Origin of the sequence: Agrobacterium sp. ICMP 6402 (assembly GCF_009498615.1) — a bacterium.
Classification (GTDB): Bacteria; Pseudomonadota; Alphaproteobacteria; order Rhizobiales; family Rhizobiaceae; genus Agrobacterium; species Agrobacterium burrii.
Genome location: NZ_QSNV01000002.1, coordinates 314,097 through 336,563 on the forward strand (window position 1 = coordinate 314,097; position 22,467 = coordinate 336,563).

16 protein-coding genes are annotated in these 22,467 nt (G+C 61.3%); 10 read left to right on the top strand and 6 right to left on the bottom strand.

Going from position 1 to position 22,467, the window contains the following annotated elements:
• The first annotated feature begins 46 nt into the window (after positions 1–46).
• From DXT96_RS09635 to DXT96_RS09665, 7 genes are all read left to right on the top strand, one after another.
• Positions 47–5,500 (top strand): alpha-2-macroglobulin family protein, encoded by a 5,454-nt coding sequence (locus DXT96_RS09635; protein WP_153514447.1) that lies wholly within the window; start codon positions 47–49, stop codon positions 5,498–5,500.
• The gene (gene pbpC / locus DXT96_RS09640; protein WP_194287614.1) at positions 5,497–7,575 is read left to right on the top strand and encodes a penicillin-binding protein 1C; all 2,079 of its coding nucleotides are present in this window, start codon (positions 5,497–5,499) and stop codon (positions 7,573–7,575) included. The genes DXT96_RS09635 and pbpC overlap by 4 nt, the downstream gene beginning before the upstream one ends.
• A 250-nt stretch (positions 7,576–7,825) precedes the next feature.
• Positions 7,826–8,032, top strand: coding sequence for a hypothetical protein (locus DXT96_RS09645; protein ID WP_153514448.1), 207 nt, complete (start codon positions 7,826–7,828; stop codon positions 8,030–8,032).
• Entirely contained in the window at positions 8,032–8,958 is a 927-nt protein-coding gene (locus tag DXT96_RS09650) for a substrate-binding domain-containing protein (protein WP_371418839.1), read from the top strand. The genes DXT96_RS09645 and DXT96_RS09650 overlap by 1 nt, the downstream gene beginning before the upstream one ends.
• Positions 8,959–9,044: 86 nt before the next feature.
• On the top strand, positions 9,045–10,580 hold the full coding sequence (locus DXT96_RS09655; RefSeq protein WP_153514449.1) for a sugar ABC transporter ATP-binding protein: 1,536 nt from the start codon (positions 9,045–9,047) through the stop codon (positions 10,578–10,580).
• Positions 10,581–10,615: 35 nt separating this feature from the next.
• Positions 10,616–11,629, top strand: a complete 1,014-nt coding sequence (locus tag DXT96_RS09660) for an ABC transporter permease (RefSeq protein ID WP_046799878.1) — start codon at positions 10,616–10,618, stop codon at positions 11,627–11,629.
• Positions 11,630–11,686: 57 nt separating this feature from the next.
• A complete protein-coding gene (locus tag DXT96_RS09665) occupies positions 11,687–12,442 on the top strand; it encodes a sulfite exporter TauE/SafE family protein (protein WP_246670551.1) in 756 nt (251 codons plus the stop codon).
• A gap of 13 nt (positions 12,443–12,455) precedes the next feature.
• Here the strand turns inward: DXT96_RS09665 and DXT96_RS09670 are convergent, their stop codons facing one another.
• The 6 genes from DXT96_RS09670 to iolG form a co-directional block, all read right to left on the bottom strand.
• Positions 12,456–13,340, bottom strand: a complete 885-nt coding sequence (locus tag DXT96_RS09670) for a MurR/RpiR family transcriptional regulator (RefSeq protein ID WP_080854335.1) — start codon at positions 13,338–13,340, stop codon at positions 12,456–12,458.
• Positions 13,341–13,415: 75 nt separating this feature from the next.
• On the bottom strand, positions 13,416–14,540 hold the full coding sequence (locus tag DXT96_RS09675) for a Gfo/Idh/MocA family protein (protein WP_153514450.1): 1,125 nt from the start codon (positions 14,538–14,540) through the stop codon (positions 13,416–13,418).
• Positions 14,533–15,501: a hydroxyacid dehydrogenase gene (locus DXT96_RS09680; protein WP_153514451.1), complete on the bottom strand. Its 969-nt coding sequence runs from the start codon at positions 15,499–15,501 to the stop codon at positions 14,533–14,535. Before DXT96_RS09680 ends, DXT96_RS09675 begins: the two co-directional genes overlap by 8 nt.
• Positions 15,502–16,314: an HpcH/HpaI aldolase/citrate lyase family protein gene (locus DXT96_RS09685; protein ID WP_153514452.1), complete on the bottom strand. Its 813-nt coding sequence runs from the start codon at positions 16,312–16,314 to the stop codon at positions 15,502–15,504.
• Between the two features lie 27 nt (positions 16,315–16,341).
• Positions 16,342–17,772 (bottom strand): NAD-dependent succinate-semialdehyde dehydrogenase, encoded by a 1,431-nt coding sequence (locus tag DXT96_RS09690; RefSeq protein ID WP_153514453.1) that lies wholly within the window; start codon positions 17,770–17,772, stop codon positions 16,342–16,344.
• Positions 17,773–17,775: 3 nt separating this feature from the next.
• Positions 17,776–18,783, bottom strand: coding sequence for an inositol 2-dehydrogenase (gene iolG / locus DXT96_RS09695; RefSeq protein ID WP_153514454.1), 1,008 nt, complete (start codon positions 18,781–18,783; stop codon positions 17,776–17,778).
• A 104-nt stretch (positions 18,784–18,887) separates the two neighbouring features.
• Here iolG and iolD point away from each other — a divergent pair, with 104 nt between their 5' ends.
• The 3 genes from iolD to DXT96_RS09710 are packed head-to-tail and all read left to right on the top strand — an operon-like array spanning position 18,888 to position 22,463.
• On the top strand, positions 18,888–20,759 hold the full coding sequence (gene iolD / locus DXT96_RS09700) for a 3D-(3,5/4)-trihydroxycyclohexane-1,2-dione acylhydrolase (decyclizing) (RefSeq protein ID WP_153514455.1): 1,872 nt from the start codon (positions 18,888–18,890) through the stop codon (positions 20,757–20,759).
• A gap of 1 nt (position 20,760) precedes the next feature.
• Positions 20,761–21,654, top strand: a complete 894-nt coding sequence (gene iolE / locus DXT96_RS09705; protein ID WP_153514456.1) for a myo-inosose-2 dehydratase — start codon at positions 20,761–20,763, stop codon at positions 21,652–21,654.
• Positions 21,651–22,463, top strand: a complete 813-nt coding sequence (locus DXT96_RS09710) for an SDR family oxidoreductase (protein WP_153514457.1) — start codon at positions 21,651–21,653, stop codon at positions 22,461–22,463. Before iolE ends, DXT96_RS09710 begins: the two co-directional genes overlap by 4 nt.
• The last annotated feature ends 4 nt before the right edge of the window (positions 22,464–22,467 follow it).

The window sequence follows — 22,467 nt, forward strand, 5'->3', positions numbered from 1 at the left end:
ATTTGACCAGAGTCCCGCCCGACATGTCTGTTGCGGGAGAATACTGATGTCGTTGCGCGCGCTCGTCCGGATTTCGTTGGTTGCGGTCTCTACCGCCCTGATTTTTCTCCCGGCCACGGCGGCCGAACCTTCGCGAAAAGTGGTAACCACGCAAAACGGCGATTATTTCGGCTTCGATCTTCGGACGGAGCAGAATGTCTCGCTGGAACAATGCGGCGAGATTTGCGTTGGCGACGCTGCCTGCAAGGCTTTCACCTACAATCCCAAGGTGAAATGGTGCTTCCTTAAATCGGATTTCAATCAGCTGAACGCTTTCCCCGGCGCCGTTGCCGGCAAGATCGTGGAAGTGGCGACGGAAGCCGATATCGGCGCGCCGCAGCGCCTTTCCTTCGTGACCGACAGCCTGCAGCAGGAAGCCCGCCGGCTGAAAGCCGGCCTTGCTGCCAGTGACGGTGACGAACAGGGCGTGGAAGCGCTTGTGCAGACGGCGAGGCAGCAGGCCGCCGCGGGCAATGTTCCCGATGCGGTCACGACCTATAAACAGGCTCTTGCGATCACACCTGATGACGGCGCGCTCTGGGCGGAATTGTCGGAAAAGGCGGCGCAGGTCACCGATAATTATTCGATTGCCGGGCAGGCGGCGTCTGCCGCCATCAACGCCTATCAGCTGAGCCGCACGGTCAGCGCCCGCACCGAGGCCCTGAACCGGCTGGCGAAGGCTTTTGAAAGAACCCAGAATTATCGCGCGGCACTCAATGCCTATAAGGAAAGCCTTGCGCTTACCGACAATGCACAGACCAAGGCGGCCTATGCCGATCTGCGCACGCGTCAGGGTTTCCGCGTCATCAACAACACGGTGGATACGGATAGCGTCAGCCCACGCGCCTGCGTGCAGTTTTCCGAACCATTGGTGAAGAACGGTGTCGATTATTCCTCCTTCATCACGCTGGATGGGGCAGCCCCCAAGGCCATCGAGGCGAAGGGCAGCGAAATCTGTGTGGAAGGCCTGACCCATGGCCAGCGCTACAAGATCGCGCTGCGCGCCGGCCTGCCGTCTTCGGTGGAAGAGCCGCTGGAAAAGCAGGTCAATCTCGATATTTACGTGCGTGACCGCGCCGCCAGCGTGCGTTTTACGGGCGAAAATTTCGTGCTGCCGGGTACTGCACGCCGCGGCATTCCGATCGTCTCCGTTAATGCCGACAAGGCTGATCTGAAGCTCTATCGTGTCGGTGATCGCAACATCACCTCGCTTCTTTCCAATTCGCAGTTTCTGACGCAGATGGACGGCTACAACGCCGACCGCATCGAAAACGAAATCGGCGAACTCGTCTGGCAGGGCGCGATCGATATCCAGCCGGATCTCAACAAGGATGTGGTGACGAGTTTCCCGGTGGATGAAGCTTTGCCGGAACGTAAACCCGGCATCTATGTGCTGACTGCCGTGCCGCCGGGCACCGCACCGGAGACTTGGGACTCCCGCGCCACGCAATGGTTCCTCGTATCCGACACCGGCATCACCACCTATGCCGGAACCGACGGGCTCAATGTCTTTGTCCGCGCCCTTGGCAGCGCCAGGCCGCTCGCAGACGTGGATTTGCAGTTGCTTGCCAAAAATAATGAGGTGCTCGGCACGGCGAAGACCGATGCGGACGGCCGCGCGGTGTTTTCCGCCGGCCTGATGCGCGGCACGGCTGCGCAGGCGCCCGCAATTCTCACGGCGCGCAACGGCGACAAGGACTACGTGTTCCTCGACATGACACGCGCCGGCTTCGACCTCTCCGACCGGGGCGTGACGGGCCGCGCCGCACCCGGCGCCATCGATGTGTTCAGCTGGACCGAACGCGGTATTTACCGCGCCGGCGAGACCGTGCATGCCGCAGCGCTTGCCCGTGATGTCGACGGCAAGGCAATCGAGGATCTGCCGCTCACCTTCATCTTCTCGCGTCCCGATGGCGTCGAGGACCGGCGCTTCGTCAGCGATGGCAAGGCGCTGGGCGGTCATGCGGTCGATCTGCCGTTGCAGGCAAATGCCATGCGCGGCACCTGGACGTTGCGCATTCATACCGATCCGAAGACAGCTGCCATCAGTGAAAAGAGCTTCCTCGTCGATGATTTCGTGCCTGATCGCACGGAGTTTGATCTTTCAAGCAAGGCAAAGCAGATCGATCCGGGCGCGGAAACGGCAATCGACGTGGATGGCCGTTATCTCTATGGCGCGCCCGCTGCCGGCCTGACGCTGGAAGGCGAGGTCGCGATCAAACCAACGCGCACCAGCGCCGATTTCGAAGGTTATTTCTTTGGTCTGGCCGATGAGGAAAGCGAAGAGGAAAACCGCACCACGCTTGCCGATCTGCCGGTTCTGGATGAAGAGGGCAAGGCGAGCTTCAATGTCGATCTGACCGACCTGCCGTCCACCACGCAGCTGCTTTCCGCCAACATCACCGTGCGCATGCAGGAGGCGGGTGGGCGTGCCGTGGAGCGTTCGCTGACGCTGCCTATCAAGGCGGAAACCTCTGCTATCGGCATCAAGCCGCAATTTTCCGGCGATCTCGCCCAGAATTCCGTCGGCCGTTTCCACATCATCGGCGTTGGTGCCGAGGGCGCCAAACAGGCGATGAGCGGCCTCAACTGGAAGCTCATCAAGGTCGAGCGGAACTATCAATGGTATCGTCAGGGCAATTCCTGGCGTTATGAGCCGGTGGAATATACCAAGCAGCAGGAAGCGGGTACGCTTTCGGTCGATGCCAATGGCGGCGAGATTTCCGTGCCTGTCACCTGGGGACGCTACCGGCTGGAAGTAGAGGGTGCCGGTAATGGTGCGCCGGTTTCCAGCGTTGAATTCGATGCCGGCTTCTATGTGGAGGCAAGCTCGACCGAAACGCCGGATGCGCTGGAAATCGCTCTCGACAAGCAGAGCTACAAGATCGGTGATACGGCGAAACTCAAGGTTTCCTCGCGTTTTGCCGGCGAGCTGATGATCACGTCCGGTTCCGAGAAGCTGATTTCCGTTCAGAATGCCGAGATAGGCGCGGATGGCGGCGAGATCGACATTCCGGTCACCGAGGAATGGGGTGCGGGCGCTTACGTCACGGCCACGCTGTTCCGGCCCGGCGATGCGCAGGAAAGCCGCATGCCGATGCGCGCCATCGGCATCAAATGGCTTGCCGTCGATCCGGCCGAGCGCAAGCTTGCCGTCACCCTCGGCGCGCCGCAAAAGACGCTGCCGCGCCAGCCGCTTGAAATTCCCATCACTGTTGCCGGCGCTGGTGTCGGTGAAAAGGCCTATGCCATCGTTGCGGCCGTGGATGTCGGCATCCTGAACCTCACCCGCTATGAGCCGCCGAAGCCGGATGAATGGTATTTCGGCCAGCGGCGGCTGGGGCTGGAAATCCGCGACCTCTATGGCCGCCTGATTGACGGTTCGCTGGGCGCGACCGGCCGGCTGCGCACCGGCGGCGATGGCGGCGGGGCGGCCCTTCAGGGCAGCCCGCCCACCGAAAAGCTGGTGGCGTTCTTTGCCGGTCCGGTCGAACTCGACGCTAACGGCAAGGCGACGGTGAGCTTCGATGTTCCGCAGTTCAACGGCACGGCCCGCATCATGGCTGTGGCCTGGACGAAAACGGGCGTCGGTCATGCGGTCTCCGATGCCATCATTCGCGATCCGGTCGTTGTGACGGCCAGCGCGCCGAAATTCCTCGCCCCCGGCGATGTCTCGCAATTGCGGCTCGATATCGCCAATACCGATGGCGATGCCGGCGATTACCGGCTGGATGTGACCAGCAACACGGCCTTGACTGTTGATCAGGGCGAGATGTCGCAGACGCTGGCGCTGCAAAAGGGCGGCAAGTCATCGTTGACCGTTCCGCTGACGGGCGAACAGCCCGGCAATGGCGCAATCACCATCAAGGTTTCCAATGCATCAGGCGTCTCGCTGGAGCAGGTTCTGAATGTTCCGGTGCGCCCGGCCGTTCTGCCTGTCACAACGCGGCGCGAAATCAAGATTGCGCCCAATAGCAGCCTGACGATCAATGGCGATCTTCTGGCCGACAGCATGCTGCTCGGCTCTTCGGTCGCCGTCAATGTCACGCGCTCTCCCGCCTTTGATATTCCGGCGCTGGTGATGATGCTGGATAAATATCCTTACGGCTGCGCCGAGCAGACGACGAGCCGCGCTTTGCCGTTGCTCTACCTTTCGGAGCTGACGAAGGACAGCGGCATGGCCGAAGACCCCGATACCCGCAAGCGGGTGCAGGAGGCGATTTACCGGGTGCTGTCCTTCCAGTCGAGTTCCGGCAGTTTCGGCCTCTGGTCGCCGGGTTACGGCGATCTGTGGCTCGATGCCTATATCAGCGACTTCCTGACAAGGGCGCGAGAGCAGAGTTACGATGTTCCCGATGAGGCCATGGTGCAGGCGCTGAACAACCTGCAGAACGGCCTTTCCTCTGACAGCAACGTCAAGGATCGCGGCAACGAGATCGCTTATTCGCTTTATGTGCTGGCGCGCAACCGCAAGGCGGCGATCAACGATCTGCGTTATTACGCGGATACGGCGCTTGCCGATTTCCCGACCCCGCTTGCCAAGGCGCAGGTTGCCGCAGCCCTTTCGCTTTATGGCGATCAGGCCCGTTCGAAAGCCGTGTTCGGCGCTTCGCTCGATATGGCAAGCCGCACCACCAATGTCAGCTTTGCGCGTGCCGATTATGGCTCTGCCCTGCGTGACGGCGCGGCGACGCTGGCGTTAGCGGCCGAAAGCCGTCCGGTTCCGGCCGTCGTGCCGCAGCTTGCCGGCGCGGTGGCGAAGGAATGGGAAAAGAAGCCCTATACCAGCACGCAGGAACAGGCGTGGATGCTGCTGGCTGCCCGCGCCGTCAAAGGTGAGGACAAGGATATCCGTCTTGACGTGAACGGCGATTTGCAGACTGGCGGTTTTGGCAAACGGATGAGCGGCGACGAATTGCTGGCGGCTCCCCTGAAGATCGCCAACGCCTCGGCCGATCCAGTCACGGCTGTTGTCACCACGGTGGCGCCACCGGCCCAACCGCTTGCCGCCGGTGGCGAAGGCTTCACCATCGCCCGCACCTATTATTCCATGGATGGTGAGGAGGTGAACCCGAGCGAGGTGGTGCAGAACGAACGTTATGTGGTGGTGCTGAACGTGGTGCCGCAAAATAACTGGCAGTCACGTATTCTGGTGACCGATCTTCTGCCCTCCGGTTTTGAGATCGACAATCCGAGCCTCGTCAATTCGGCTGCGCTTTCGAATTTCGATTGGTTGCCGGAAACGGACGCGGCACATACCGAATTCCGCTATGACCGTTTCGTGGCGGCCTTCGACCGCTCGGCCGGCGACAGTTCGGAGATTGCGCTCGCTTATGTGGTGCGCGCCGTCACCCCCGGCACCTATGACCATCCGGCAGCCTCGGTTGAAGATATGTACCGGCCGCAATTTTCCGCCCGCACGGCAACCGGCCGCATGGAGGTGCGCTCGGCAACCCCATGAGACGGAAGAAGGCGATCATTGTCGGCATCATGACGGCCGCGCTGCTTATCGGTGGCGCGGCCTCCGGTCTTGATGCGCTGGACAAGGCCTATCCGCCGCCGCTGGATGCTGCGCAGCAACGATCCTTCGAGGTGCTGGATCGTGACGGCAAGCTGCTGCGCGCCTTTGCGACACCGGATGGCCGCTGGCGGCTGAAAACCACGGCCGCCGAGGTCGATCCACAGTTCCTGCGCATGCTGGTGGCGTATGAGGACCAACGTTTCTATGATCATCACGGGGTTGACCCATGGGCGCTTTTGCGCTCCGCCTGGCAATTGGTCAGCAACGGTCGGATCGTCTCTGGCGCTTCGACTCTTTCCATGCAGGTGGCGCGGCTGATCGAGCCGCGTGCCGATCGCTCATTCTCGGCAAAATTGCTGCAGGCCATGCGTGCGCTCCAGATCGAAAGACGGCTCGACAAGGCGGAAATCCTCGATCTCTATCTGAATATCGCCCCCTATGGCGGCAATCTCGAAGGCGTCAGGGCCGCAAGCCTCGCCTGGTTCGGCAAGGAACCGGGTCGGCTCGACACGGCGGAGGCGGCCCTTCTGGTGGCGCTGCCGCAACTGCCGGAGAAACGACGTCCGGACCGTTTTCCGGAAGCGGCAAAGCAGGCGCGGGAGCGGGTGCTGCAACGGCTTGCCGTCGAACGTGTGGTGGGCGAAGGGGAGGCGGAGCGGGCGACTCTTTCCGCAGTGCCTGCCAGCCGGCGCGACCTGCCGGCCTTTGCACCGCATATGGCCGTCGCGGCGCGGGCGAAATTTCCGAATACCACAGAGGCGCGCTCGACGCTGAAACTGCCGATACAGCGGGAACTGGAAGCAGTGGCGCGCCACGCGGTGGAAAAGCTTGGAGACAAGGTCTCCGTCGCCATCGTAATGGCGGATGCAGAGACCGGCGATATTCTGGCCGAAGTCGGCTCGGCGGATTATCTCGATACGGCAAGGCGCGGTTTTGTGGAGATGAGCCGGGCCGTGCGTTCGCCAGGCTCCACCCTCAAGCCGTTCATTTATGGTCTTGCCTTCGAAGATGGTCTTGTCGGGCAGGAAACCATCATCGAAGATCGCCCGGCTGATTTTTCCGGTTATCGCCCGCGCAATTTCGACATGCACTATCAGGGCGATGTCAGCATTCGGCAGGCGTTGCAATTGTCGCTCAACGTGCCTGCCGTGAAGTTGCTCGATGCGGTCAGCCCATCAGCGCTGATGGTGCGGTTCCGGCGAGCGGGCGTCCGGTTGGTGCTTCCGTCAAACGAGGCGCCCGGACTTGCCATTGCGCTTGGCGGCGCGGGTATTTCGCTTGTTGATCTGGTGCAGCTTTATGCCGGGCTTGCCGGTAGCGGTGATCCCGTGCGGTTGGGCGACGGCGTCCGCTCAGTCCCCGAGCGCCTTGCCGGTGACCGGCTGTTTTCCGATGCTGCGATCTGGAATGTCTCTGACATACTCTCCGGCGTGCTGCCGCCGCTCGGTATGAAGCAGCGCGGCATCGCCTACAAGACAGGCACGAGTTACGGCTACCGCGATGCCTGGTCGGTAGGCTATGATGGGCGACACGTGATCGGCGTCTGGGTCGGCCGGGCCGATAATGGCGCGGTGCCGGGTATTGCCGGTTACGCGACCGCGGCCCCGATCCTGTTCGAAGCCTTCGCAAAATCCGGTGTGGCGATCACGCCGATGCCTGCTGCGCCCTCCGGCGTTGCGCGCGTTGCCGTTGCCGATCTTCCTGTCAACCAGCGGCGTTTCACCACGACGGCAAGCGGCCTGCTTTCGGCATCGAGACGCGAAAGCGCCCCGCGCATCGTTTATCCGCCGGAAGGAGCAAGGGTCGAGCTTTCCGGCCAGTCGGGCATTTCGCCGCTGGTGCTGAAGCTGCAAGGCGGGCGCGCTCCCTTCCGCTGGCTCGCGAATGGCATGCCTCTGCCCGACGCTTCTCATCGCCGCAACAGCGAATGGCGACCGGAAGGGCAGGGATTTTCCACCCTCACGGTGATCGATGCCGACGGCCGCGCTTCGAGCGTGCGGGTTTTTGTCGAGTGAATCTTTGCGGCGTGCCAGCCGCTCTCTGCGTCTGTTGTTCCCAAAAACAAGCATAGCTGTAGCGCGCTGCGCGCAAAGTCGCAGGGCGCGGGTTTTGTCGATCCTTTTTCACCTTCTGGATGAATGTCGGCGGATGGCCCGGCAGCAAGATTCTGGAAATTTTATTGCTGTATAGAAATTCTGCAATTTTTGTTGCGAATCCTGTCCCATCCCGCTATGTTGAAACTGCGCCCGGAAAACACCCGGTCGCATGGGAGAGACGGGCGCAGCACTAAAGCTGCGCGCAAACAGTGCTGCCGTTTCGACTGATCGACAGGACATGACTTCGCTTGAGGCGGATTTTGCTGCTGCATCCGTCACCGGCGAAGCCATGCCTGGAGACGGCCGGGAGGCGTCGGTTTGGGTGATCGCACACATTCGTCACGTGCGGGGAAAAGAGGAGGAGAAAATCTCGTGATCAAAAAAATCGTAATCACAACCGCATTCTGCGCCATGATGGCAAGCGCTGCTCACGCCGAGAAAATTGGCGTGGCGATGTCGCTCTTTGACGACAACTATCTCACCGTATTACGTCACAACATTCAGCGCCATGCCAAGGATCTTGGCGTGGAAGTCCAGATGGAAGATGCGCAGGGCGATATTGCCCGCCAGCAGTCGCAGATCGAAAACTTCGTGGCGGCTGGCGTTGATGGCATCATCACCATGCTGGTGGATGCGGATTCCGGCAGGGCGATGTCAAAGATCGCCGATCAAGCGGGTATTCCGCTGGTCTTCGTGAACATGCTTCCGGCCAATATGGAAAAATTCCCGGACAAGCAGGCTTGGGTCGGCTCTAATGAGGAACAGGCTGGCGAATTGCAGGCGACAGAGGTTTGCAAGCTTGCCAGCGGCAAGGGCGATGCGGTCATTCTCATGGGCCAGCTTGGCACCACCGGCCAGCGCGGCCGCACCGCGGCGGCGGAACGTGTCCTTAAAAGTGATGCTTGCAAGGACATCAAGGTGCTGGACGCGCAGACCGCGAACTGGATGCGCACCCCCGCCATGGACCTGATGACGAACTGGATCACATCCGGCATGAAGCCGACCATCGTGCTTGGAAACAATGACGAGATGGCGCTCGGCGCGATCCAGGCGCTGAAATCTTCGGGCGTCGGCATGAAGGATGTCATTGTTGCCGGTGTTGACGCGACGCAGGATGCGCTTGCCGCGATGGAAGCAGGCGACCTCGATGTCACGGTCTACCAGTCCGCCAAGGGGCAGGGTGAGGGATCTCTCGATACCGTGCTGAAAATCGCACGTGGCGAAAAATTCGAGCACAAGGTCGATGTGCCCTTCGAACTCGTCACCCCCGCCAATGTCGCTCAATACAAGTCCAACAACTGATTTGTGGCCGGCGACCGGGCATTGCCTCGGTCGCCGGCACAGCAAATCACGGCCCGGCCGCTGGCCGGATAAAGGACGGGTGAGATATGATTTCCACGACCACCTTAGAGGCGATTGAACGCTTCAAGCAGGCCGCCGGCCCCTACCTTCTTGAAATCGAGGGGGTACGCAAAGAATTTCCGGGCGTCGTCGCGCTGGATGAGGTGCAGTTCCGCCTGCGGCCGGGTTCCGTGCACGCACTGATGGGCGAAAACGGCGCCGGCAAGTCGACACTCATGAAGATCATTGCCGGGATTTATAGCCCGGATGCCGGCACCGTGAGGCTACGGGGGGAAGACGTCCGCCTGAAAAGCCCCCGCGATGCGCTGGAGCGCGGCATCGCCATGATCCATCAGGAACTGGCGCTGATGGACTGGATGACTGTGGCGGAGAACATCTGGATCCGCCGCGAGCCGAAAAATCGTCTCGGCCTCATAGACCATGCGAAAATGCTGGCGGAGACGCGGGCGCTGTTTAACCAGCTGAAGATCAATATCGATCCGGCGGCGGAGGTCAGCACGCTGACGGTGGCGCAGCGGCAGATGGTCGAAATCGCCAAGGCCGTCAGCTACCAGTCCAGCGTGCTCATCATGGATGAGCCGACATCGGCACTGACGGAGTCCGAAGTCGCACATCTTTTCGATATCATCCGCGACCTGCGGTCACGCAATATCGGCATCGTCTACATCACCCACAAGATGAACGAGCTGTTCGAGATCGCCGACGAGTTTTCCGTGTTTCGGGACGGGCGATATGTCGGCACCCATGCGAGCACCGATGTCACGCGCGACGACATCATAAAAATGATGGTCGGCCGCGAGATCACCAATATGTTTCCCAAGCAGGAAGCCTTGATCGGCGATGTCGTTCTTGAGGTTCGGGATCTCGGTTTGGCCGGGGTTTTCCGCGATATTTCCTTCGATCTGCATCGTGGTGAAATCCTCGGTGTGGCGGGGTTGGTGGGCTCTGGTCGCTCCAACGTCGCCGAGGCGATTTTCGGGGTGGTGCCGGCGAATGAAGGGACGATCCGCATCGACGGCGTTCCGGTCACGATCAGTTCGCCGGCGGATGCGATGCGCAAGGGCATGGCGTTGCTGACGGAAGACCGCAAGGCAACCGGCTGTTTTCTGCCGCTTTCGATTCTTGAAAACATGCAGATCGCGGCCCTCCAGAATGGCCATGCGGCGATGGGTTATGTCGATGAGCGCGGACTGACGGTGCTATGCGAGGACATGAAAAAGGCGTTGCGTATCAAGACGCCCGATCTCGATGAGCGGATCGAAAACCTGTCCGGTGGCAACCAGCAGAAGGTGTTGATCGCCCGCTGGCTTCTGACCAAGCCCGCCATCCTCATTCTCGACGAGCCGACACGCGGCATCGATGTCGGCGCCAAGGCGGAAATCCATCGCCTGATTTCCAGTCTGGCGAAGGAAGGTGTCGCCGTCATCATGATCTCGTCGGAACTGCCGGAGGTTCTCGGCATGTCGGACCGGATCCTCGTCATGCACGAGGGGCATATGACCGGGATTCTCGATCGCGCCGAAGCGGACCAAGTCAAAATCATGGAACTGGCGGCCCGCTGAGGCTGCGACGGCGGCAATGCCGGGGAGGAAAAATTATGGATAGTGTACAGACCGAACCGGTCGAACGGAAAAGGCGCAAGCTACCGCAGGAACTGAATATTCTGACCGTGCTGATCGGCGTCGCACTTGTGTTCGAACTGCTTGGATGGTTCGTGCAGGGGCAGAGCTTTCTCGGCAGTCCGCAGCGCCTGACGATCATGATCCTCCAGGTCTCTGTCGTCGGCATCATCGCCGTCGGGGTCACCCAGGTCATCATCACCGGCGGCATCGACCTCAGTTCGGGCTCTGTGGTGGCGATGACGGCCATGATCGCGATGAGTTTTGCGCAAAGCAGCGATTTCGCGCGGGCGATCTATCCCGCACTGACCGATATGCCCGTGGTGGTGCCACTGGCCGTCGGCCTCGGTCTCGGCCTGATCGCCGGCATCGTTAACGGCATGCTCATCGCGGTGACGGGAATACCGCCCTTCATCGCCACGCTGGGCATGATGGTGACCGCACGCGGCATCGCCAAGTGGTATACGAAGGGGCAGCCGATCTCCTTCCCGACAGAGAGCTTCGCATCGATCGGCTCGGGCGCATGGCCTGTCGTCATCTTCCTGCTCGTCGCCGTCACCTTCCATATTGCCCTGCGCTATACGCGTTACGGCAAGTTCACCTATGCGATTGGCGCGAACATGCAGGCGGCCCGCGTGTCCGGCATCAATGTCCAGCTGCATCTGGTCAAGGTCTATGCCATTGCCGGCCTGCTCGCGGGCCTCGCTGGCATTGTCACCGCCGCCCGTGCGGAAACGGCGCAGGCCGGCATGGGCATGATGTACGAACTCGACGCCATCGCCGCGGCTGTCATCGGCGGCACGTCCCTTTCCGGCGGGCGGGGTAGGATTTTCGGCACCGTTATCGGCACGGTGATCCTGGGGTTGATGATGTCGGGCTTCACATTTCTGCGCGTGGATGCTTACTATCAGGAGATCGTCAAGGGACTGATCATCGTCAGCGCGGTCGTTGCTGATGTCTACCGTCAAAAAGCCCGGCTCCGGAAGGGCTGATATTCATGCGCGTGGTGCCCCTGCAGGGGTGCCGGCGGCAATGCCGAGGAGATGCACTTGAACCTTTTCAACTCTCCTCTGGAACTGGGTCTTACCGTGCTTGCCGTTGTGCTGGTCGGGCTTTCCAAGGGTGGGCTCGGTGGCATGAGCCTGCTTGGCGTGCCGCTGATGGCGCTGGTGATGTCGCCGGTCACGGCGGCCGCCATTCTGCTGCCGATCCTCGTTGTCATGGATATGGTTGGTGTGGCGGCCTGGCGCAAATGGGTCGACTGGCGGATCATGCGACAGCTTCTGCCGGCAGCTGTTCTCGGCATCGGGCTTGGTTGGATGACAGCCGAGATCACTTCGGACGCCGTGGTGCGCCTGATCGTCGGCCTGGTCTCTGCCGTGTTCGTGTTGCGCGTCGTTCTGGCCAGAGGCGTTCTTTTGATGGCAGCCAAGGAGCGGCCGATGGCGGGACGGTTCTGGAGCCTGCTTGCGGGTTACACCAGCTTCGTCGCGCATGCCGGCTCGCCACCGCTGCAGGTCTATCTGCTCCCGCTGCGTATGGATCCGAAGGTTTTCACCGGCACCAATGTGATGTTCTTTGCCATCACCAATGTCCTGAAACTCGTGCCCTATGCGGCGCTCGGAGGTTTCGGCGCGCAAAATCTCGGCCGTGCCGCCTTGATGGTGCCGCTGGCTATCGTCTCCACATGGCTCGGTGCCTGGACGGTGCGCCACATGCGTGCCTCGATCTTTTACCCCCTGACTTATATTTCTGTGGCGCTGGTAGCGGTGAAGCTGATCTGGGACGGTGTGGCGGGGCTTTAAGGGATGTTGGTGCCTAGAGGCCGGTCACCGTCGGAATTCGCGGCGCGGTCTCGTTCTTCTGAACGCGCGCGGCCACGGCGACGGCCAGAGCCTGCGCAAGGCACATTGGCGCGGCGAGAGACCGGGAAAAGCTATAATCGTGCTCGGGAACCGCGAACAGGACCTTTGCCGATTTTGCCAGCGGTGACAGGGTACTGTCGGAAATCGCTACGGTCGGCACACCGATCTTTTCCGCCTCCTCGACGATATTCACTACTTCCGTCGCGTAAAATCGGAACGACACCGCGATCAGCACGTCACCGGTCTTCATCGTCCGGGCCATGTGGGTAGCGAGCCCGCCGCCCGGATCAAGAAGGATACATTGCTTGCCGAGCATGGTGAGGATGTAACGCAGCAGCTCCGCCACCGGCGCGGAGCGCAGCTGGCCGACGAGATAGACGGTGCCGGCGGCCTCGATCAGATCGGCGGCCGTGCCCAGCTGTTCGGCGCTGATGCGTTCCAGCAGGTCCTGTAAGGAGGCGATGTCCCTGACGACAAGATCGTGAAGGAAACCGTATTCCGAACGGTCCTCGCGGCTCTGCAATTCATCATCGAGCGCGCGCACGCGTGCCTCAAAGCCCGGAGCAGCCGTCGCCAGCCGTTTCTGGAACAGCGCCTGCAGCTCCTTGAAACCCTTGTAGCCCAGCGACTGCGCAAACCGCACGAAGCTGGAGGCGTGGATGTTGTGCCGCTCGGCAATGGTATTGACCGAATGCACGGCGACTTCATTGGGGTTCTGCGTCAGATAGACGGAAATCCGCTGATAGGTCTTGCTCATCTGATCATGGCGATCATGGATGAGGCGGATCAGTTCTTCGTAATCTTTCGGAGGGTCGACGGGCTGCGGTTGTTGCTTCATGGCATGATCTTGCAATATTTATTGCGGTTTTCCAAGAGGCATGAAGGCCCGCAGCCCGTCGCTCAATCCGGGATTTCACGCATCGACAGCCATCCATTGCCGTGTGGATGACGAGCGCTGGATCGTCTCGACCAGTCGCTGGATGCGCAGGCCAGCAGCAAAGCCGAAACGCTCTGGTGCTTGCCCCGCGATTGCCCTGAGATAACCTTCGATCTCGATGGCTTTCAGGTCGTTGAAGCCGAGTTGATGACCGGGCGCGACGCAAAAGCGGCCATAGGGCGCGTGGTCAGGAGAGGCCTCTATTTTGCGGAAGCCACGGCGGCCGGCTGGGTCGGTGGCGGAATAGAAATGCAGCTCGTTGAAGCGCTCCTGCGTGAAATAAAGCGCACCCTTGTCGCCGTAGATCTCGAAATCATGCTGCATCTTGCGGCCGGTGGCGATCCAGTTGCCCTCGACCGAACCCTGCGCACCATTGGCGAAACGCAGGAAAGCGCGTCCCACATCATCCACTTCCACCTTGCGTGTGCCGCCCTTGCCATCCGGCCGCTCGGCAATCAGCGTCACGCAATCCCCCATCACTTCGGTTATCGGACCGAGCAGGAATTCGGCTGTGGCAAGCGCGTGAGAGCCGATATCGGCAAGCGCACCGCCGCCGGCCGGATCGTGGCGGAAGGTGAAGGCGCCGGAGGCGTCGGCCATGTAGTCTTCGGCATGCAGACCGCGATAACCGCGTATCTTACCGAGTTCGCCTGACGCCACCATTTCCCGCGCCAGCCGCAGCATGGGATTGCAGAGATAGTTGAAGCCCACTTGCGTTTTGACGCCACGCGCAGCCGCGGCAGCGGCCATCTCGCCGGCATCCGCAGCAAGCGGCGCCAGCGGCTTTTCGCAATAGACATGTTTGCCGGCGGCAATGGCGGCAAGCGCCATTTCCTTGTGCAGGGCGTTCGGCGCGGTGATGTCGACGAGGTCGATATCCGGATCGGCGATGATGCTGCGCCAGTCCGCCGTGGAATGGGCGAAGCCGAAATCCGCAGCTGCCCGTGCAGCCGCATCCTCGGTGATGTCGGCAACGATGTGCAGTTCGATCCGGTAGGGCAGGTCGAAGACCTTCTGGGCAGAGGCGAAACCGAAGACATGGGCTTTGCCCATGAAGCCGGTGCCGATGAGGCCGACGCGAAGAACGGGTTTTTCAGACATGGGCAAATTCCGGATTGACGATGAGGCCGGGATCGATCGTCCCTTTCAGATAATTGACGGCGTTCTGGATGGACGCGATGGCCATCCTCTCTCCGCATTCCGTTGTAAGCCCGGCAATATGAGGCGACAGCACGGTGTTGAACTGCGACAGCAGCGGGGAGGAGCTTTCCGGCGGCTCGTCGTCGAAGACATCAAGCCCGGCCGCGCCGACATGACCCGAGGCGAGCGCTTCGCTGAGCGCCTTTTCACAAACGACACCGCCACGGGCCGTGTTGGATAGCACGACACCGCGCTTCATCAGTGCGATTTCGGCAGCCCCGATGGCAGGGCGTGGTCCCTTGGGAATGTGCACGGAAATATAGTCGGCCCAGGGCAGGCCTTCTTCCAGCGATACGGGTCTTGTCGGCCCTTCGGGCCATCCCGATTGCAGCAGGTAGGGGTCGTAGGCGCGGATATGCATGCCGAAACCCGAAGCCATTCTGGCAAGGTGCCGCCCGATCCGGCCGTAACCGAGAATGAGGAGGTTCTTGCCGGATATTTCCTGCTGCTCCAGCCTGTTTCGCCAGCTCCACTGCCCCGGTTCGCGAACCGCACGGTCGGCGAGTATGGCCCGCTTTGCCGCCGCCAGCAGCAGCATCATCGCATGTTCGGCGACTGAGACGGAATTGACGTCGCCGACGATGGTGAGCGCGATGTTGCGGCGGTTGAGTTCTGCAAGATCGACGCTATCGTAACCCACCCCATGACGGGACACCACTTTCAGCCGTCCGGCCCTGGCAATGGTGGCTGCCGAGAGCGGTTGTGTGCGGATGACGATTGCATCCGCTTCTTCGATGAAGGGTGCGTAGGAGGCTTCGGAGACATCTTCAATATAGCGGACGGAGAAGCCGAGGGACGGCAGATCACGCAGCATCGCCTCGCCGGAAGGGTGAAGTTTTCCGGCCACGAGAAGGTTCGGCATTCAATACCCCCCTTTGCCATCGGTTTTTTTGGCGGTCTTTTCCACCAGCCTGCGCCACGTCGCAGTCGATTCCGTCGCTGCGGCGGCCAGCAGGCGGGAATCGCCTGATACGGTCGTCATGTCGAAGCCCCATTCCACCGCACGGGCAGCGTAATCCGCCGTGCCGCAATGGAGGGCCGCCTTGATACCGTTGCGGTGGCAGGCATCGAGGATGCGCTTGATGGCGTCGATGACCTCGGGCTCCTCGCGGTCAAAGGCTGGTGTCAGTTGCCCTTTAGAAAGCGAGAAACTGAGATCGGCGGGGCCGACATAAATCCCGTCGAGGCCGGGGGTGGAGGCAATCTCTTGGAGATTGTCCATCGCCTCTGCCGTTTCGATCATCGCAAAGGCGAGGATTTCGTCATTGGCTTCCGCGGCATAATTGCCGCCGGCGGCGTAAACGGCGCGGGTGGGGCCGAAGCTGCGTTCCCCGAGCGGCGGGTAGCGCATGTAACGAACGAATTGCTCGGCCTGTGCCCGGGTGTTGATCATAGGGCAGATGATGCCATAAGCCCCGGCATCCAGAACCTTGGATATCCATGCCGGGTCGAGCCAGGGTACCCGCGCCATCAGCACCTTGTCAGAAGCGCGCATCGCCTGGAACATGCCGAGCACGTCCTTGTAGTCGACCGCGCCGTGCTGGATGTCGATGGAGATGGCGTCATAATCCTGCGCCGCCATGATCTCGGCGCTGAACGGACTGGCGATGGACAGCCAGCCATGCAGCACCGGACGTCCCTCGGCCCAGATTTCCTTCAATTTGTTTTTCCGCATGATTTTCTCCTGCAAGAATGTCTGTCTTTAGAAGACGATCTGGGCGAGTTTGGTTTCGAGATAATCGCTTATCCCCTCGATACCACCCTCACGCCCCATGCCGGAATGGTTCGTGCCGCCGAATGGCGCCTCGGATGCGGCGAGCGCGAAGCTGTTGATGCCGACCATGCCGGATTTCAGCGCCGCTACCGTTCGCCGTGCCCTGTCCGGAGAACGGGTGAATGCATAGGCGGAAAGGCCCATGTCGGAGGCGTTAGCCCGCTCCAGAACCTCGTCCTCGGTGCTGAAACGGGTGATTGCGGCAATCGGACCGAAATTTTCTTCGGCAAAAACCCTCATCGTGTCCGTCACGCCGGTCAGCACGGTGGGTTCGAAAAAGAAACCGTGGTTCAGGTGCGACGGGCGCTTGCCGCCATGGGCGATTTTTGCGCCGGCGCGCACGGCATCGGCGACCACCGCCTCGATTTCTTCAAGGCGGCCGGCATTGATGAGCGGACCCATGCCGGTATCGGGATCGAGCCCGTCACCGAGCCTGATCTTCGCCGTGCGGGCCACGAAGCCATCGACAAAAGCGTCGTGTAGGCTCTCGTGAACGAAGATGCGATCCGGCGTGACGCAGACCTGGCCGCAATTGGCGAATTTGGTGGGCACGGCAAGATCGAGCGCGTTGTCGAGATCCGCATCGTCATAAATGATGAGGGGCGCATTGCCGCCCAGTTCCATCGAGACCTTCTTCACGGTCTCAGCAGCGTCACGGATCATTTGCTGGCCGACCCGGGTGGAGCCCGTCAGCGACACCTTGCGGACGCGCTTGTCCGCCATGATCGGGCCATAAGTATCGGCGGTTGAACCCACAACAAGATTGATAGCGCCATCCGGAAGACCGGCTGCCCGCAGGCAGTCGACCATCACCATCGCGACACCTGGCGTCTGGGATGAGGGGCGCAGCACGACGGGACATCCGGCGGCGAGCGCCGGGGCGAGTTTGCGGGCCGGAAGGGCGGCCGGGAAATTCCACGCGGTGAAAGCGCCGACGATGCCCACGGCCTCGCGGGTCACCTCAAACCGTCCGCCGGGCACCCGGCTGTCAACGATGCGGCCATAGATGCGGCGCGCTTCTTCGGCGAACCAGCGGAACTGGTCGCAGGAAAGCGTCCATTCGCGGCCAGCCTGGGCAATCGGTTTACCGGTCTCCAGCGAGATCATCTTCGCGCCTTCATCGGCGCGGCGCAGCATTTCGTCGGCGGCCCTGTGCAACGCTTCGGCGCGGGCGAAGCCGCCCATGGCGTGCAGTTTCGGAAGGGCGGCTGCGGCCGCGTCGATCGCGCTGCGGGTTTGATCGGCGCTGGCAAGCGTCACCTCGCCCAGCACCGCGCCGGTGACCGGAGAGACGACCTCACCTGTTGCGGCACCGGCAAGCCAGTGGCCATCTATGAAAAGTCCAAAATTCGCGTACATGGTTTACCCCATCTCGCTTGTGTTGACGGTGCGCCCTTCAGCGACGGAGCGGATTGCCGCTTCGGCGAGAAGCAATGCCAGCCGGCCGTCTTCGAAGCCGACCTCCGGTGCCTTGCCCTGTTCCACGGCCTCGACGAAGGCGCTGATTTCCGCTGCGAAGGCATCTGCATACCGGTCGATGAAGAAGTTCATCAGCGGTGCTGCCCGGTCGGTGCCGCTTTCGGTGTGGAGGCGCAGGTGATTGAGCGTCCGGTTTTCGGAAATCGCCATGCCGGCACTTCCGAAGGCTTCCACCCGCTGATCGTAGCCATAAACCGCGCGGCGCGAATTGCTGATCGTGCATTGTTTGCCCGAAGCGGTTTTCAGCACCACGGTCACGGTGTCGTAGTCGTCGCATTTTTCCATCAGCGCCGGGTCGACCAGCCGCGAACCGGTGGCCGAGACTTGGCTGATCTCTTCACCCAGAATGAAGCGGGCCATGTCGAAATCGTGGATCGTCATGTCGCGGAAAATGCCGCCCGACATTTCGATATAGGCGGCGGGCGCCATGCCGGGGTCGCGCGAGGTGATGACGACCTGATGCAGATCGCCTATCGTTCCGTTTTCGATCGCCTCGCGCACGGCGCGGTGTCCGCTGTCAAAACGCCGGACGAAGCCGAGCATGATCGGCACGCCGCTGCCGGCAATTTTTGTTGCACAGGCGTTGACGCGGTCGAGGGAGAGATCGATGGGCTTCTCGCAGAGCACAGGTTTTCCGGCGGCAACCGCCTTTTCCAGCAGATCCGCATGGGTGGGGGTTGAGGTGGCGATCAGCACGGCGTCGACCTCAGGCGAGGCAAAAACCGCCTCGGCCGACTCAAATCGTGTCACATCAAGCTTTTCGGCAATTTCTTTCGCCGAGGGCTCGTATACATCAAAGATACCAGCCAATGTCGCACGTGGATGAGCGACAATGTTTTCCGCATGCATGCGGCCGATGCGGCCCACGCCAAGCACTGCAATTCTCAGCATTGAAATTTTCCTCCCGAGGTATTTGGCAATAATCATTGCAAAGTACAGAATTTGTCAATATGTATTCCAAAACATATCAACAACCATCCGCAGGAGGAGGCGAGATGACCGCAAAGACCTTACGCCTGACCATGGCGCAGGCGCTAGTACGTTACCTGTGCAACCAGTTTACCGAGATCGACGGAGAGCGTGTTCCCCTGTTTGCCGGCGTGTTCGCCATTTTCGGGCACGGCAATGTCACATGCCTTTCCGAAGCGCTGGAAACGGTGCAGGACCAATTGCCGACCTGGCGCGGGCAGAACGAACAATCCATGGCGCTTGCCGCGATCGGCTTTGCCAAGGCAAAGCGGCGCAGGCAGATCATGGTCGCTGCGACCTCGATCGGGCCGGGGGCGCTGAACATGGTGACCGCCGCCGGCGTCGCCATGGCCAACCGGCTGCCCGTTCTCCTCATTGCGGGCGATACCTTCGCAAGCCGCCTGCCGGACCCGGTTCTGCAGCAGGTCGAGCATTTCGGCGATCCGACGCTCACGGTCAACGATGCGTTCAAATCCGTGGTGCGTTACTGGGACAGGATCGTGCTGCCGGAACAATTGCTGCAATCGCTGCCGCAGGCGGTCGCCACCATGCTCGATCCGGCCGATTGCGGCCCGGCCTTCATCGGGCTTGCGCAGGATACGCAGGAAATCGCGTTCGATTATCCGGCGGTCTTCTTTGAACCGAAGGTCTGGAAAATTCCGCGCCCGCGTCCGGACCGTGACGCCGTGGCCGCCGCCGCGCGGCTGCTGGCGCAGGCAAAACGGCCGCTTATCATTTCCGGCGGTGGCGTGCGTTATTCGCTGGCGGAAGAACGCCTTGCCGAATTTGCCGCAAAGCGCGGCATTCCAGTGGTTGAAACCATCGCCGGCAAGGGCGCGCTTACCCACCACCATCCGGTCCATGCCGGGCCGATCGGCATCGTCGGATCGACCTCGGCGAATGCGCTGGCGAAGGAGGCGGATGTCGTGCTGGCGATCGGTACCCGGCTTCAGGATTTCACCACGGGTTCCTGGACGGCTTTCTCCCGTGATGCGCAGTTCATTTCCGTCAATGCCGCCCGCTTTGATGCGGTGAAACACCGGGCGCTTTCCGTCGTCGGCGATGCCCTCGAGACAATCGACGATCTGGACAACGCGCTCGGCACTTACAAGGCCGATGCCGCCCATATGCAGCGGGCCAAAACGCTGTTCGCAGAATGGGATAATCTGCTCGACGAACACCAGCGTGTCACCAATGCGCCGGTTCCGTCTTATGCGCAGGTGGTCGGCGTGCTGAACCGGGTTGCGCGGCCCGAAGATACGCTGATCGCGGCGGCGGGTGGAACGCCGGGTGAGGTGACCAAGGGATGGCGGGTCAAGAACCCGAATACGTTCGACTGCGAATTCGGTTTTTCCTGCATGGGTTATGAAATCGCCGCCGGCTGGGGCTGCTCGATGGCGCAGGAAGGGCCGGGCGGCACCGGCGGCGTTCCAATCGTCATGCTGGGAGACGGCACCTATATGATGATGAACTCCGATATTTATTCGGCCGCGCTGACCGGGCACCGCATGATCGTGGTAGTCTGCGACAATGGCGGGTATGCCGTCATCAACCGTCTGCAGCAGGCCAAGGGCGTTCCCGGTTTCAACAATCTGCTGGCAGATTGCCGCATCAGGGACAGGGAAAATCCGCTGCATGTCGATTTCGTCAAACATGCGGAAGCCATGGGCGCCCATGCGCGCAAGGCCGAGAGCCTTGCCGATCTTGAAGACGCGATGATCTGGGCGCAGGGCAATGATGGCGTGACCGTCATCTCCATCGTTTCCGATGCGTGGAAATGGGTGCCGGGCGACGCCGACTGGGATGTCGGTGTTCCCTCCGTCTCCAGCTTCGAGACCGTGCGTGCCGCCCGCGCGGCGCAGGAAAACATCCGCAAGGCGCAGCGAGTGGGGGTCTGAGATGAAAGCAAGACTTGGTATTGCGCCGATTGCCTGGTGGAATGACGATCTCGCCGAGCTTTCCGATGATGTGAGCCTTCAGGAATGCCTGCGGCAGGCAAGCGAAGCCGGCTTTACCGGAATGGAGACCGGACGCCGGTTTCCGATGGATATGGCGCAGCTTGGGCCGATCCTCGACCGTTACGGCATATCGGTGTGCGGCGGCTGGTTTTCCGGCCTGCTGCTGGATGGCGACATCGAGGCGGAGAAAGACCGCATCGCGCAGCAGATGGAATTTTTCATCGCCGCCGGCGCGCCCTGCATCGTTTATGGCGAAACGGCGCGTTCCATTCAGGGCGTGCGCTCCGCACCACTTGCCACGAAGCCCCGGCTCGACGAGGCCAGCATGGCGGCCTATGGCCGCAAGATGTCCGACTTTGCCGACTGGTGCGCGGAAAAGGGCATGCCGATTTCCTACCATCACCATATGGCGGCCGTGGTGGAGACCGAGCCGGAACTTGATTTCTTCATGAAACATTCTTCCGTTCCCCTGCTGTTTGACGCCGGGCACATGGCCTTTGCGGGCGGGGACGTCATGCGCGTCATCGAAAACCACCATGCCCGCATCACCCATGTCCACACCAAGGACATCCGGCGTGAGGTTGTCGACGGACTGGACAGGAGCCGGGAGAGTTTCCTTGATGCCGTCATCAAGGGCGCCTTTACCGTGCCGGGCGATGGCAGCCTGGATTTCGGGGCAATCGTCAAGTCGCTGGCGTCGAAAGGTTACGAGGGCTGGTTCGTGGTCGAGGCGGAGCAGGACCCGGTCAAGAACCCGCCGCTGGACATGGCCTGCAAGGGACACAGGGAATTGCTGCGCGTCATCGACGCCGCTGGTTATGAGGTCGTGAAATGAACAGTATTGAAGGAAAGATCGCCGTTATTACTGGCGGAACCCAGGGTCTGGGCGCAGCCGTTGCGCAGGTGTTTGCACAGGCGGGTGCGGCGGGGATGGTCATTGTCGGGCGCGGCGTCGAAAAGGGACAGGCAGTCGCGGATGCCATCACGCAGAAATCGGGCGTGCCGGTCGAGATGGTAGCGGCCGATCTCGGTGATATCGATGATGTCCGCAGTATCATTCCGGCGACGGACAAACGCTTCGGACGGGTCGATATTCTCGTCAATGCGGCAGGCCTGACAGATCGCGGCAACATGCTCAACACGACGCCCGAGCTTTTCGACCGGATGTTCGCGGTCAACACGCGCGCGCCGTTCTTTCTCATTCAGGATGCGGCAAAGGTGATGATCCGCGAGGGGATCGAGGGTCGTGTCGTTAATGTCGGATCAATGTCGGGTCTGACAGGCCAGCCTTTCCTTGCGCCTTATGCGGCGTCCAAGGGCGCACTTGCCACGGTCACCCGCCACGCCGGCTTTTCGCTGATGCGCCATCGTATCCATGTGAACCAGCTCGATATCGGCTGGATGAATTCCGATCACGAGCGCAAGCTCGTCCTCTCCGAGACCGGTGATCCCGATTTCATCGACCGTGCGGCGGCAGCAAAACCGTTCGGGCGCATCCTCGATCCGCTTGAAGTGGCCCGCGCCATCCTGTGGATGGCATCCAACGACAGCGGCATGATGACGGGCGCGGTGATCCCCTTCGATCAATCGGTCTATGGCGGTTACGACGATGCGCCGGTGCCGGCGAAAAAGCTGGAGGAATAAGCCT

Excerpts from the sequence above, each read along its gene's own strand:
- DXT96_RS09635 (WP_153514447.1), top strand. The coding sequence starts at position 47 with ATGTCGTTGCGCGCGCTCGTCCGGATTTCGTTGGTTGCGGTCTCTACC.
- pbpC (WP_194287614.1), top strand. The coding sequence starts at position 5,497 with ATGAGACGGAAGAAGGCGATCATTGTCGGCATCATGACGGCCGCGCTG.
- DXT96_RS09645 (WP_153514448.1), top strand. The coding sequence starts at position 7,826 with ATGGGAGAGACGGGCGCAGCACTAAAGCTGCGCGCAAACAGTGCTGCC.
- DXT96_RS09655 (WP_153514449.1), top strand. The coding sequence starts at position 9,045 with ATGATTTCCACGACCACCTTAGAGGCGATTGAACGCTTCAAGCAGGCC.
- DXT96_RS09660 (WP_046799878.1), top strand. The coding sequence starts at position 10,616 with ATGGATAGTGTACAGACCGAACCGGTCGAACGGAAAAGGCGCAAGCTA.
- DXT96_RS09670 (WP_080854335.1), bottom strand. The coding sequence starts at position 13,340 with ATGAAGCAACAACCGCAGCCCGTCGACCCTCCGAAAGATTACGAAGAA.
- DXT96_RS09675 (WP_153514450.1), bottom strand. The coding sequence starts at position 14,540 with ATGTCTGAAAAACCCGTTCTTCGCGTCGGCCTCATCGGCACCGGCTTC.
- DXT96_RS09680 (WP_153514451.1), bottom strand. The coding sequence starts at position 15,501 with ATGCCGAACCTTCTCGTGGCCGGAAAACTTCACCCTTCCGGCGAGGCG.
- DXT96_RS09685 (WP_153514452.1), bottom strand. The coding sequence starts at position 16,314 with ATGCGGAAAAACAAATTGAAGGAAATCTGGGCCGAGGGACGTCCGGTG.
- DXT96_RS09690 (WP_153514453.1), bottom strand. The coding sequence starts at position 17,772 with ATGTACGCGAATTTTGGACTTTTCATAGATGGCCACTGGCTTGCCGGT.
- iolG (WP_153514454.1), bottom strand. The coding sequence starts at position 18,783 with ATGCTGAGAATTGCAGTGCTTGGCGTGGGCCGCATCGGCCGCATGCAT.
- iolD (WP_153514455.1), top strand. The coding sequence starts at position 18,888 with ATGACCGCAAAGACCTTACGCCTGACCATGGCGCAGGCGCTAGTACGT.
- iolE (WP_153514456.1), top strand. The coding sequence starts at position 20,761 with ATGAAAGCAAGACTTGGTATTGCGCCGATTGCCTGGTGGAATGACGAT.
- DXT96_RS09710 (WP_153514457.1), top strand. The coding sequence starts at position 21,651 with ATGAACAGTATTGAAGGAAAGATCGCCGTTATTACTGGCGGAACCCAG.